Origin of the sequence: Erythrobacter sp. GH1-10, from assembly GCF_045363165.1 — a bacterium.
Lineage (GTDB): Bacteria > Pseudomonadota > Alphaproteobacteria > Sphingomonadales > Sphingomonadaceae > Erythrobacter.
In genome coordinates this window covers 1493427-1506024 of sequence record NZ_JBJFLP010000001.1, presented here as the reverse complement: position 1 = coordinate 1506024, position 12598 = coordinate 1493427, and the positions used below count along the sequence as shown (strand labels likewise).

At 61.9% G+C, this 12598-nt stretch carries 8 protein-coding genes and 1 tRNA gene; 5 read left to right on the top strand and 4 right to left on the bottom strand.

Annotated elements, in window-relative coordinates:
• Positions 1-150: 150 nt before the first annotated feature.
• Entirely contained in the window at positions 151-1170 is a 1020-nt protein-coding gene (locus tag ACI5KX_RS07420; protein ID WP_406810033.1) for an N-formylglutamate amidohydrolase, read from the bottom strand.
• Positions 1171-1357: 187 nt separating this feature from the next.
• On the opposite strand from ACI5KX_RS07420, the gene cpdR reads away from it, so the two are divergent.
• The 5 genes from cpdR to ACI5KX_RS07395 all read left to right on the top strand — a co-directional run bounded on the left by cpdR (position 1358) and on the right by ACI5KX_RS07395 (position 6866).
• The gene (gene cpdR, locus ACI5KX_RS07415; RefSeq protein ID WP_406810032.1) at positions 1358-1747 is read left to right on the top strand and encodes a cell cycle two-component system response regulator CpdR; all 390 of its coding nucleotides are present in this window, start codon (positions 1358-1360) and stop codon (positions 1745-1747) included.
• A gap of 106 nt (positions 1748-1853) precedes the next feature.
• A tRNA-Val gene (locus tag ACI5KX_RS07410) sits at positions 1854-1928 on the top strand.
• Positions 1929-2088: 160 nt separating this feature from the next.
• Positions 2089-3309, top strand: coding sequence for an NADP-dependent isocitrate dehydrogenase (locus ACI5KX_RS07405; RefSeq protein ID WP_406810031.1), 1221 nt, complete (start codon positions 2089-2091; stop codon positions 3307-3309).
• 106 nt (positions 3310-3415) lie between these two features.
• A complete protein-coding gene (locus ACI5KX_RS07400) occupies positions 3416-5065 on the top strand; it encodes a GNAT family N-acetyltransferase (protein WP_406810030.1) in 1650 nt (549 codons plus the stop codon).
• A 31-nt stretch (positions 5066-5096) separates the two neighbouring features.
• Positions 5097-6866 carry a cation:proton antiporter gene (locus tag ACI5KX_RS07395; protein WP_406810029.1) on the top strand — a complete coding sequence of 590 codons (1770 nt, stop codon included), beginning with the start codon at positions 5097-5099 and terminating at the stop codon, positions 6864-6866.
• Here ACI5KX_RS07395 and alaS read toward each other — a convergent pair.
• The 3 genes from alaS to ACI5KX_RS07380 form a co-directional block, all read right to left on the bottom strand.
• Positions 6863-9523 (bottom strand): alanine--tRNA ligase, encoded by a 2661-nt coding sequence (gene alaS, locus ACI5KX_RS07390; protein ID WP_406810028.1) that lies wholly within the window; start codon positions 9521-9523, stop codon positions 6863-6865. The two genes, ACI5KX_RS07395 and alaS, sit on opposite strands and share 4 nt — an antisense overlap.
• A 222-nt stretch (positions 9524-9745) precedes the next feature.
• Positions 9746-10810 (bottom strand): recombinase RecA, encoded by a 1065-nt coding sequence (gene recA, locus ACI5KX_RS07385; RefSeq protein ID WP_406810027.1) that lies wholly within the window; start codon positions 10808-10810, stop codon positions 9746-9748.
• Between the two features lie 134 nt (positions 10811-10944).
• Positions 10945-12576 carry a DUF4139 domain-containing protein gene (locus ACI5KX_RS07380; protein ID WP_406810026.1) on the bottom strand — a complete coding sequence of 544 codons (1632 nt, stop codon included), beginning with the start codon at positions 12574-12576 and terminating at the stop codon, positions 10945-10947.
• Positions 12577-12598: the final 22 nt, after the last annotated feature.

The window sequence follows — 12598 nt, the reverse complement described above, 5'->3', positions numbered from 1 at the left end:
CAGGCGGCGTACCCCCCTCAAAGCCGTCTGCAGCTGCGCCGTAAGGCGCAGTCCTCCCTGAACCTTGGCCACCTCGCGCGCCCCCTTGCGCGAGGTGGTTTTTTCTTGTCTGTCAGAGGGTTAATCAACCCTTCTGAGACGAATTCCCGTTTACTCGGCGGCCTGTGCCATGTGCCCCGATGCTCCAAGATGTGCTGTCTCCGCCCCGAGTTCGCGCACCATGCCCGCAAGCATCGACGCGAGGGGTTCAAGAGCTTCGGTCGGTTCCGCCAAACGGTCGTCGAGATAGGCCGACCGGCACACTTCGACCTGGATCGCATGCAGCCCCCGCATCGGCGATGCATGACGGTCCAGCACATATCCGCCCGAATAGGGCCGGTTGTGGGCAACGGGACAACCGTGATCGCCGAGAAAGCCCATCGCACGCGCAATCAGGCTGCCGTGGCAAGACGCCCCGAAGCGGTCGCCCAGCACGATCCGCGGAGTGTGATCCTGCCCCCGCTGACGCCGGAGCGGCGGCATAGAGTGAAGGTCGATCAGTAGCGCCGCGCCCCATGAATTACGGATTCGTTCCAGTTCGCGGGCGAGATAGGTGTGATACGGTCGATGAATTCGGTCGATTCGCCGATCGAGCTCCTCGCGACAGAGCTTCTCACGCCAGATTTCACCGAATCCGGGCAATCGCCTCGGCACCAACCCCAGTCCACTGCGAGCACGGGCATTGGTGCAGGTCAGCGAAGGTTCGGGTTTGCTTGTACGGCGCCCCGGCCTTGCAATCATCTCCCAATCGACATCGTCGTGCGCCCGATTGAGATCGAGCATCGCGCGCGGAGCATGCGCCACCATCAGCCCGGTTCCCGTCGCCTTTGCAATCGCGACTCCCAGCTGGTCGACATGCCGATCCTCGAGCCGGAGCTGGCTGAGTTCGGCATCGCGCATCTGCGCCAGCGTTTCAGCAGGATAGACCCGCCCTGCATGGGGAACCGCGATGAGAACCGGCAGCGGCATCGAAGGCGGTGCGACATGCGTAAAGGCCGGTCCCATATTGCCATCGCCGCCTTCGCCTGCGACCGCTCCGCCCTTCACGCTGCGCAATTCGCCCTTAAACGGCGAGGCGATGTGGCCGGCCTTTGTTGCGCCGCGCCGTCTGGAGTGCTTCGAGGGGCTCATTGTCGGCAGTAGCTGCCCGCAATCGCAGCCCGAGTCAAAGCCGGAAAACTGCACGCCGGGTGAATTCAGCGTGTGTGTCCGGCCCTCGGCCTCCCGGCTGTTTGCACTTTCCTGCCAACCCGTCCCGATTATGGGCAACACTCATCCTTAGTAGGATTTCTTAATTCCACTCTGGTACCGCGCTCGCATGACGATGAATCTCGCCCCCCGAATCCTCCTGGCGGAGGATGAAGAAGCCATGCGCACCTATCTCGAGCGCGCGCTCGTAAATGCCGGCTACGAAGTGAGCACGGTCGACCGCGGGACCGACGCGATTCCTCTTCTCGAAGCGGAGCATTTCGACCTGCTTCTCTCCGACATCGTGATGCCGGAGATGGACGGGATCGAACTGGCGCAGCGCTGCGCCGAGATTTCTCCGCGCACCAAGGTGATGTTCATCACAGGATTTGCAGCGGTTTCGCTACGTGCCAGCCGCGAACAGCCGCACGCAAAGGTGCTCTCGAAGCCTTTCCACCTGCGCGACCTCGTGCTCGAAGTAGAGCGCGTATTCGAGGACCAGCGCGAAGCGAGCCTCTGATCGCTCCAAAATCGCGCGACGGCGAACGCTTAGCTCTTGCACGTTTCCCGGCGGCGCGTTAATGGGCCGCTCCCGTCCGGGAAACCGGCGGACCATCCGATGGATCGGGCGTATAGCTCAGTGGTAGAGCACTGTGTTGACATCGCAGGGGTCGGAAGTTCAACTCTTCCTACGCCCACCATCGTGTGAAGGCCGAAAGGCGTCGCGAGAGCGGCGCCTTTTCGCATTTCTGGCCGGTGCGCGCCTTGAAAGCCTGCGATCCTCTGCTAGAGCGCCTCGCAAGGGATCAATTCAGACATCCTATCGAATTCAGGTAGTCCAAGAAGGATGAGGCGCTGGCCATGCAGAAAATCAAAGTCGTAAACCCGGTTGTCGAACTCGATGGCGACGAGATGACCAAGATCATCTGGCAGTGGATCCGCGAGCGCCTGATCCTGCCCTATCTCGATATCGATCTTAAATATTACGACCTCTCGATCGAAAAGCGCGACGAGACCGACGATCAGATCACCATCGATGCTGCCAATGCGATCAAGGAACATGGCGTCGGCGTGAAATGCGCCACCATCACTCCGGACGAAGCCCGCGTCGAGGAATTCAACCTCAAGAAAATGTGGGTCAGCCCCAACGGGACGATCCGCAATATTCTGGGCGGTGTGGTGTTCCGTGAGCCGATCGTGATCGACAACGTGCCGCGTCTCGTCCCGGGCTGGACTGATCCGATCGTCGTCGGTCGCCACGCCTTCGGTGACCAGTATCGCGCCAAGGACACGCTGATCCCCGGTCCGGGCAAGCTGCGTCTCGTCTTCGAAGGCGAAAACGGCGAAAACATCGATATTGACGTGTTCGAGTTCGAAAGCTCGGGCGTCGCGATGGCGATGTACAACCTTGACGATTCGATCCGGGCATTCGCCCGCGCTTCGATGAATTACGGTCTCGACCGCGGCTGGCCGGTTTACCTGTCGACCAAAAACACCATCCTCAAAAAGTACGATGGCCGCTTCAAGGACCTGTTCGAGGAAGTGTTCGAGAACGAATTCAAGGACAAGTTCGACGCCGCCGGCATCACTTACGAACACCGCCTGATCGACGACATGGTCGCCTCCGCGCTGAAGTGGAGCGGCAAGTTCGTCTGGGCGTGCAAGAACTACGATGGCGACGTGCAGTCGGATACCGTGGCGCAGGGATTCGGCTCGCTCGGCCTGATGACCTCGGTGCTGATGACGCCCGATGGCAAGACCGTCGAAGCCGAGGCCGCGCACGGCACCGTCACTCGCCACTATCGCCAGCACCAGCAGGGCAAGGCGACCTCGACCAACCCGATCGCCTCGATCTTCGCCTGGACGCGCGGCCTTATGTATCGCGGCAAGTTCGACGGCACGCCGGAAGTTGTGAAGTTCGCCGAAACTCTCGAGCGCGTGTGCATCCAGACGGTCGAGAATGGCCAGATGACGAAGGATCTCGCACTGCTGATCGGTCCCGGCCAGAACTGGCTGACCACGGAGCAGTTCTTCGAGGCGATCGTCACAAATCTCGAGAAGGAAATGGCCAAGGCAGCCTGATCGCTCCGGCTCCCACAGGAACCCGCGCGCTCGCGCGGCGTAGAGAAAGGGCGGGCGTTGTGCGCAACGTGCCGCCCTTTATCATTGCGACGAGGACTTCCACCGAATGACCGAAACCCGCCGCAAAGCCCGCCTCGAGGTTCGTCAGGCGAAACTCAAGGATGTGCGCGCGATCGGAGATCTCGTTCGCCGCGCCTATGCCGATCTGCCCGCCTACACGCAGGGTGAGATTCGCGGGCAAATCAACAATTATTCCGACGGCTGTTTTATCGCCAAGCTGGACGGCAAGATCGTCGGCTATTGCGCCTCGATGCGGCTCGACGAGAACGTTGCCCTCTCCGATCACACCTGGGACGAGGTGACCGGAAACGGTTTCGGATCGCGTCACGACCCGACCGGCGACTGGCTCTACGGCTATGAAATGTGCGTCGATCCCGGCGTGCGCGGCACCCGGCTCGGGCGCCGGCTGTACGAGGAACGCCGCGCGCTGGCCGAGAGGCTCGATCTGAAGGGTATCGTCTTCGGTGGACGGATGCCTGGCCTGGCACGGGCGATGAAGCGCAAGACCAATCGCGCCGAGACCCCGGAAGAATATCTCCAGAAGGTCATCGACACCAAGATCCACGATCCCGTGCTGCGTTTCCAGCTCGCCAACGGGTTCGAGCCGCACGGCATCCTTCGCGACTATCTGCCCGAGGACAAGCAATCCAAGGCGAACGCGGTGCGCATGGTCTGGCGCAACCCCTATGTCGATATCGACGCGCCGCCCAAGCACCGCCTGCCCCGCGATGTCGAAAGCGTGCGGATCGCCACCTGTCAGCTTCAGGCGCGCGCCGTGAGCGGCTTCGACGAGTTCATGAAGCACGTAGAGTACTTCGTCGATGTCGCCGCCGATTATGAAAGCGATTTCATTGTTTTCCCCGAGCTGTTCACGCTGATGCTGCTATCCGCCGAGGACAAGCAACTGACCCCACAGGAATCGATCGAGCTGCTCAGCAAGTACACGCCGCGCATCCGAAAGCGGCTGTCGGAAATGGCACTCTCCTTCAACATCAACATCATCGGCGGCTCGCACCCGACCCGGATGCCCGATGGCGACATCCACAATGTGGCGTATGTCTGCCTGCGCGACGGATCGATCCACGCGCAGGAGAAGATCCACCCCACCCCTAACGAGGCCTACTGGTGGAATATCAGAGGCGGCGACAGCATCGATGCGATCCCGACCGATTGCGGCCCGATCGGTGTGCTGATCTGTTACGACAGCGAGTTCCCCGAGCTTGCCCGCAGGCTCGTCGATGAAGGCGCGCGGATCATCTTCGTGCCGTTCTGCACAGACAGCCGGCAGGGCTATATGCGAGTGCGATATTGCGCTCAGGCGCGCGCAATCGAGAACCAGTGTTACGTCGTCATGAGCGGTAATGTCGGCAACCTGCCCAACGTCGCCAACATGGACATCCAGTATGCGCAAAGCTGCATTCTGACCCCGTGCGATTTCCCTTTCGCGCGCGACGGCATCGCGGCCGAGGCAAGCGAGAATGTCGAAACGCTGACCATCAGCGACGTCAATCTCGCCGATCTCAGCTGGGCCCGCGCCGAAGGCACAGTGCAGAACCTGCATGATCGCCGGTTCGATCTTTACCGCATCGAATGGGACAAGCGCGTTGGCAACATTTCCGATCCGCTCGGGCTGCCACCGGAAGACGCCGACGTCACAACGAAACCAATCGGTCCACATACGCCTGGTGGCGGATGACACAATGAAACGAGCAGTCTAAGTCTCCGATATGGCCGGCGAACTCTCCATGTCTCCCGTTATGCAGGACGCGCTGGTCATCCTCGGCGCGGCGGGCATCGTCATCCCGGTTTTTACACGGTTCCGTATCACGCCGATCATCGGCTTCATCCTGATCGGCGTACTGGTCGGCCCGTTCGGTCTCGGTCACCTGGTCGAGGAGATACCCTGGCTCCAATACGTCACCATATCCGACCCCGAGCGATTAACCCCGTTCGCGGATTTCGGCATCATTCTTCTGCTGTTCGCGATCGGGCTCGAGCTATCATTCAACCGCCTGTGGCAAATGCGAAAGCTGGTTTTCGGACTCGGCTCGCTCGAGCTGCTGATTATCGGAAGCATTTCGGCGGGTTTCTTCGGGTATTACAGCGGGATGAGCACAACGGCGGCGCTGGCGCTCGGCTTCGCGCTCGCTTTCTCGTCGACGGCAATCGTGCTGCCGATATCGGGAACAAAATCCCCGGTCGGACGCGCCGCACTTTCCATGTTGCTTTTCGAGGACATCATGATCGTCCCGATCATCTTCATCCTCGGTGCGCTCGCCCCCAATGCCTCGGACGAAGGATGGACCGGGCTTACCGACACCCTCCTTGCCGGCGGGTTGGTCATCCTCATTCTTCTCGTTGTCGGGCGGTTTGCCCTGCCGCGCCTGTTCTCGCAGGCAGCGCGCACCAAAAGCCCCGAGCTATTCCTCGCGGCATCACTGCTGGTCGTCATCGGCGCGAGCCTTGCTACTGCGGCTACCGGTCTCTCTCCCATCGTCGGCGCGTTGATCGCCGGCCTGCTTATCGCCGAGACCGAATACCACGGCGAAGTCGAGAGCATCATGGAGCCGTTCAAAGGCCTCGCACTGGGAATCTTCCTGATCACCATCGGCATGAGCATCGACATCATGCAGATCATCGCCGACTGGACCAACATCGCTCTGGCGGTGGTGGGTGTGCTTGTGTTCAAGGCGATCGTCACCGGATCGCTCCTCAAGATGATGGGAGCACGGCGGAGCACCGCCGCCGAAACCGGGGTGCTGATGGCCAGCCCCAGCGAAACGACCCTGATCGTGCTCGCCGCTGCTACCAGCGCGATGGTGATCGACACCGAAACCGCGCAATTCTGGCAGATCGTGACCGCGATCGGCCTCACGGTCACTCCGCTGCTGGCGAAGCTCGGCCGCGTAATCGCCCGCCGGGTCGAAGCGGTCCCAGAATTGCCGGAGGAAGACCACGACGATGCACGCACGATTATCATCGGCGGTGGGCGCGTCGGTCGACTGGTCGCCGATATGATGAAGGCGCACGAGCAACCCTATGTGATGCTGGATTCCGATCCCGACATCATCGATCGGGCGATCCGCGCTGGATACCGCGCAACATTCGGCGATGCGGCGCGCGGTGATGCGCTGGTGCGCCTGGGCATCGAACTGGCGCCGGCGGTTGTGCTGACGATGGACGAGCCTGTGCTCGCTCAGCGCCTCGTTGCAAAACTGCGCAGCGAGTATCCCGATCTTCTGATCGTGGCCCGTGCCCGCGATACCGACCACGCCGCACAACTCTATCGCGCGGGGGCAAGCCATGCCGTGCCCGAGAACCTCGAGAGCTCTCTGCAATTGTCGGAAGCGGTCCTGGTCGATATCGGCGTGGCAATGGGGCCTGTCATCGCTTCGATCCACGAGAAGCGCGACGAATTTCGCGAGCTGCTCGAACGCGACGGCGGCCTCAAAGAGAAGCCGAAGCTGCGAACGTCGAGTACGACCGCAGAAATCTAACCGGCGAGCACAGCCTTCACGGCGGCAATAGCGTCTTCGGCTTTCGAGCCGTCGGGACCGCCGCCTTGGGCCATATCCGGTCGACCGCCGCCGCCCTTTCCGCCAAGCGCTTCCACGCCCGCGCGCACGAGATCGACCGCGCTGAACCTGTCGGTAAGATCGTCCGTCACCGCTGCCGCAATGCTCGCCTTGCCGTCGTTCACCGCGATGATCGTAGCGATGCCAGAACCGAGCCGGTGCTTGGCCTCATCGAGCAGCGGGCGTAGCTCCTTGGGATTGAGCCCCTCGATCACCTGACCGCTGAATTTCACGCCGCCGATGTCCTCTTCTGCCGAGGCCGACGCGCCGCTGCCGGCATTTCCGCCGCCCAACGCCAAAGCCTTCTTGGCCTCGGCCAGTTCCTTCTCGAGCCGCTTGCGCTCTTCGAGCAGCGCTGTGATGCGTGCAGGCACTTCCTCGGGCGTCGCGCGGATTGCGCTGGCGGCCGACTTTAGCGCCTCTTCGCGGTCGACCAGCCACTCGCGCGCCGCTTCCCCGGTAAGCGCCTCGATCCGGCGCACCCCGGAAGAAACCGCGCTTTCGGAGACGATCCGGAACAGACCGATATCGCCGGTGGCCTTCACATGGGTGCCGCCGCACAGTTCGACCGAGTAGTTGCGGCCCTCGCCGCCCTTGCGCCCCATCGAGAGCACCCGGACCTCGTCTCCGTATTTTTCGCCGAACAGCGCCAGCGCGCCGGCTTCGACCGCGTCGTCGGGGCTCATCAGGCGCGTGGAAACCGGCTCGTTGGCACGGATTTCCGCGTTCACCTCGGCCTCGATCGCGGCGATGTCCTCATCGGTAAGCCCCTTGGGGTGAGAGAAGTCGAACCGCAGGCGGTCCTCCGCGACGAGCGAGCCCTTTTGCGTAACATGCCCGCCAAGCTGGTTACGCAGCGCAGCATGGACGAGGTGCGTGGCCGAATGGTTGGCGCGCACCTTGTCGCGCCGCGCATTGTCGACGGTGAGGTGGACGGTATCGCCGACCTTGATCGAACCGCTCACCACCTTGCTGTGGTGGACATGGAGCCTGCCGAGCGGCGTCGAGGTATCGGATACATCGATCTCGAGGCCATCGGGGGTCCAGATCCGGCCCGTGTCGCCTTCCTGTCCGCCGCTCTCGCCATAGAAGGGCGTCTGGTTGGTGAGGATCAGGACTTCGCTGCCCTCGCCCGCTTCGGAAACCTCCGAACCGTCGCTGATCAGCGCGACGACCACGCCCTCGCCATCGGTCGAGGTGTAGCCGGTGAACTCGGTCGCGCCCTCGCGATCGGCGATGTCGAACCACACTTCGTCGGAAGCAGCCTCGCCCGAACCCTTCCATGCAGCGCGTGCGGCAGCTTTCTGTCGCTCCATCGCCGCGTCGAAGCCCTCGCGGTCGACGCCGATGCCCCGGGCGCGCAGCGCGTCTTCGGTGAGGTCGTACGGAAAACCGTATGTGTCGTAGAGTTTGAAGGCGGTCTCGCCGTCGAGTTCGCCGCCCTCGGCCATGTCGCCTGTCGCCTCGTCGAGGAGCTTGAGCCCCTTCTCGAGAGTCTTGCGAAACTGGGTTTCCTCGCGCTCGAGCACTTCCTCGATCAGTGCCTGGCCACGGTCTAGTTCGGGATAGGCCTGGCCCATTTCCGAAACGAGGCTCGGCACCAGCCGGTGCATCAGCGGCTCGCTCGCGCCGAGCAGATGTGCGTGCCGCATTGCGCGGCGCATGATCCGCCGCAGCACATACCCACGGCCTTCGTTCGAAGGCAGCACGCCATCGGCCATGAGGAAGCTCGTCGAGCGAAGGTGATCGGCGATCACGCGATGGCTCGCCGTGTTGTCGCCCTCTGCGGCAACGCCCGTAAGCTGCTCCGACGCCGCGATGAGCGCCTTGAAGGTATCGGTGTCGTAATTGTCGTGAACGCCCTGCATCACCGCGGCAATGCGCTCGATCCCCATACCTGTGTCGATCGAGGGCTTGGGCAAATCGAGCCGCGTACCGTCCGCCTGCTGTTCGAATTGCATGAAGACGAGGTTCCATATCTCGACGAAGCGATCGCCGTCCTCGTCGGGGCTGCCCGGAGGGCCTCCGGGGATGTGATCGCCATGGTCGTAGAATATCTCGGAACACGGCCCGCATGGGCCGGTATCGCCCATCGACCAGAAGTTGTCGTTGGTCGCGATGCGAATGATGCGTTCTTCGGGAAGCCCGGAAATCTTGCGCCAGAGATCGAAGGCTTCGTCGTCGGTATGATAGACCGTAGCGGTCAACCGCGCTGGGTCGAGACCCCATTCACGGGTCAGAAGCGTCCACGCGCTCTCGATCGCCTGTTCCTTGAAATAGTCGCCGAACGAAAAGTTGCCGAGCATCTCGAAGAAGGTGTGGTGCCGCGCGGTGTAGCCGACATTATCGAGATCGTTGTGCTTTCCGCCTGCACGAACGCATTTCTGCGACGAGGTGGCGCGCGGCGCGGGCGGGATTTCGAGACCGGTAAAAGCGTTCTTGAACGGCACCATGCCCGCATTGACGAACATGAGCGTCGGATCGTTGTAAGGCACCAGCGGTGCGCTCGGCACCACGGCGTGATCGGCCTTCGCGAAGAAATCGAGAAACGACCGGCGAATATCGTTGGTAGACGTCATGCAAGCGCAGTTAGGCAATGCGTGCTCCCGCGACAAGCCACCACGTGCCCGACGAGAGACGAAGTGCCGTTGCCATCCGCGCCTTAATGCTGCTCTGCCTCATGTGCTCGAGGCGAGCACAGAAAAACCGGCGCCGCCGTAAGCCCTAGGGGTGGGCTGGCATGCGCCGGTTTTCCGGTCTTCCGGGCGCCGCGGCAAGCGCAGCTACTGCCCGCTTGAGGATCAGTCGTCGGAGTCCGCGTCCGGCCCCGTCATCATCTCCTCGGCAACCTCGTCGGTGCGGCCGCGAATGGCGGCTTCCAACCGGTCGCAAACTTCAGGATTTTCCTTCAAGTAAACCTTGGCGTTCTCGCGGCCCTGGCCGATGCGGACGCTGTCGTAGGAATACCAGCTTCCCGATTTCTCGACGATCCCGGCCTTGACCCCGAGATCGAGGATTTCGCCGATCTTCGAGATGCCCTCGCCATACATGATGTCGAATTCGACCTGCTTGAACGGCGGAGCAACCTTGTTCTTGACCACCTTCACGCGAGTCGAGTTGCCGATCACCTCGTCGCGGTCCTTGATCTGGCCGGTGCGACGGATATCAAGCCGAACCGAGGCGTAGAACTTGAGCGCATTACCGCCGGTTGTCGTTTCCGGATTGCCGTACATCACGCCGATCTTCATCCGCAGCTGGTTGATGAAAATCACCATGCATTTCGAACGGTTGATCGACCCGGTCAGCTTGCGCAGCGATTGGGACATGAGCCGCGCTTGAAGGCCGACGTGCGAATCGCCCATCTCGCCTTCGATTTCGGCGCGGGGGACAAGCGCCGCGACCGAGTCGACCACCAACACGTCGATCGCGTTGGAGCGCACGAGAGTGTCGGTAATTTCGAGTGCCTGCTCGCCCGTGTCGGGCTGCGAGACGATCAGTTCGTCTACGTCCACGCCAAGCTTTTTGGCATAGACCGGATCGAGAGCATGTTCGGCATCGACGAAAGCTGCGGTGCCTCCCGCCTTCTGCGCCTCGGCAATGACATGCAGCGCCAGCGTGGTCTTGCCCGAGCTTTCGGGGCCATAAACTTCGATTACGCGACCCTTGGGCAAGCCGCCGATCCCGAGAGCGATATCCAGCCCCAACGAACCGGTCGAAATCGATTCGACCTGCATTGCTTCCTTCTGGCCCAGCTTCATCGCCGACCCCTTGCCGAAAGCACGATCGATTTGAGCAAGCGCAGCGTCTAGCGCCTTTTGACGGTCCACGTCCTTTTCCTTCTCTACCAGCTTGAGATTAGTAGCCATCGCATGGTCTCCTTCGCTTGCCTAGATGCGATCCGGGATTATCGACCGCCCCTGCGTTGGAGGAGTGTGTATCTGATTTGTTCTACCAGAACAAGTGGGGAACGAAAATTTTCCGACAGGACCTGAGACAGGCCCTACTCCGCGTTCGCGCCGCGCACTTTCCAGGTGAATTCACGGGTTGAATTGGCCGGCACGTTCACCTCGGTGATGGTGTAGCCGTTCTTCACCCGGGTCTTGCCGCGACGGAAACGGATAGCCCAGTCGATCGCCTGACCCAGAAGCAACCGAATGGTGATCGGGTGCGGATTGGCGTTGCGAACCTCGGCTCGCATATCTTCCCATTTGCGATCCCGTTCGTCAGGCTCGGAGTCTTTGTCGTCGTAGCCGCAGCGGACATTCACCTGGCTGCTCGAAGGCAGATCGAGTTCGATCTCCTGCCCCCGCGCATAATCGCGAAGATCCGTCTCGGCCACCATCTGTGATCCGAATTCGCTCGGCTCGAAGATCGTCATCGTACCTTGCGGCAGCGAGACGCCCAGCCCCTTGTCCTCTTCATTCCTGGTCGCGAGCAACATATCGGCCTCGTAGAAATCCTCATCGGGATCGAACCAGTTGTAGGGCTCGCACATCGAAGCATAGAGCAGCCGCGCCTTCACCTCCTGGCGGTTCAGGAAGGCCACCTGTTTGAGGCCTTTGGCCGAAACCGTGACGCGCTCGGGTACGCGATAGAGCTTGAGATCGCCGAGCCGCTCTTCACCGGCTTCCATCACTGCCGGTACTTCCGAGACCATGTCCGCCATGCTTATTCGCGATCCTGTGACCGTAATCATTTGCGCCGCAGCCGATTCCATCATCGGTGCAGGAGGCGGAGGGGGCGGCCCCTGGTTGTAATTGGGCACCGGCGATCCCTGTTTGGTGCTGCCAAGCGGGTAGCAGGTCAGGCGCAGCGGAGCCGCGGTCGGCGGATCGGCGAGCTCTTCGAAATCGCTTTCGACGTTGAGCGTCCCTGCAATGACCAGCAGCTGTGCGTTCTCGAACGACTGGCCGTTGTCGTTGACCAGGCTAAGCCAGCTCAACAGGTTCATTTCGAACCACTCGCCCTTCCCCTTGTCGGTGAAGGTGGCGACGTAATCGGCCTGCCAGTCGAAGCCCCATGCGAGATAGGTCAGCGTGACTTCATAGGTTCCGCCGGTCGCATCGCGCGTGTCGATCGAGAATACCGGTTTGGCAGAAAGCCCCGCCGGAATGCGGTCGAAGGAGAGACGTTCGGGAATGCCTGCGCAGCGCACCGCTTCGAACCCTTCGCCCGATTGCAGTACCAATCCGCCATCGGCGCGGGTCCGGACGATCGCACGTTCCGAGGTCTGCGCGCCGGTCGCCGGATTGGTACGGGTGATCGTGACCCGGTTTCCGAGCGCACCGTTCACGAGTGCCGCAGGCGACAGGAGTTCGGCGTTGCGGTTTTTCTCGATCGTTCCGCCCGGGAGACCCGTCACGATGGCGCTCACCGCGACCATGCCCTCGGCGACCCCGTCGAAGCGAATGGTGGATTCGCCTGACGGCAATGTGACCGTGCGGGTTTCGCTGATCATCGCGAATCCTTCCGGCCAGTCGGCCTCCATCTCCTCACCCACGCCGCGATTGGGGTCGCGGTAGATCGTTACGGAAAGGTCGATGGGTGCGGAGGCATCCACCACCGCGCGTTGCTGGGCGCCCGCCGGCATCGCAACGGCGAACATCAGGGCAATGGTTGCTAACAGGCGCATGGCGGCCAGCCTTCCCGCCGGG

What these genes read in the sequence shown, in the direction of transcription:
- ACI5KX_RS07420 (WP_406810033.1), bottom strand. Translation starts at nt 1,170, where the DNA reads ATGAGCCCCTCGAAGCACTCCAGACGGCGCGGCGCAACAAAGGCCGGC.
- cpdR (WP_406810032.1), top strand. Translation starts at nt 1,358, where the DNA reads ATGACGATGAATCTCGCCCCCCGAATCCTCCTGGCGGAGGATGAAGAA.
- ACI5KX_RS07405 (WP_406810031.1), top strand. Translation starts at nt 2,089, where the DNA reads ATGCAGAAAATCAAAGTCGTAAACCCGGTTGTCGAACTCGATGGCGAC.
- ACI5KX_RS07400 (WP_406810030.1), top strand. Translation starts at nt 3,416, where the DNA reads ATGACCGAAACCCGCCGCAAAGCCCGCCTCGAGGTTCGTCAGGCGAAA.
- ACI5KX_RS07395 (WP_406810029.1), top strand. Translation starts at nt 5,097, where the DNA reads ATGGCCGGCGAACTCTCCATGTCTCCCGTTATGCAGGACGCGCTGGTC.
- alaS (WP_406810028.1), bottom strand. Translation starts at nt 9,523, where the DNA reads ATGACGTCTACCAACGATATTCGCCGGTCGTTTCTCGATTTCTTCGCG.
- recA (WP_406810027.1), bottom strand. Translation starts at nt 10,810, where the DNA reads ATGGCTACTAATCTCAAGCTGGTAGAGAAGGAAAAGGACGTGGACCGT.
- ACI5KX_RS07380 (WP_406810026.1), bottom strand. Translation starts at nt 12,576, where the DNA reads ATGCGCCTGTTAGCAACCATTGCCCTGATGTTCGCCGTTGCGATGCCG.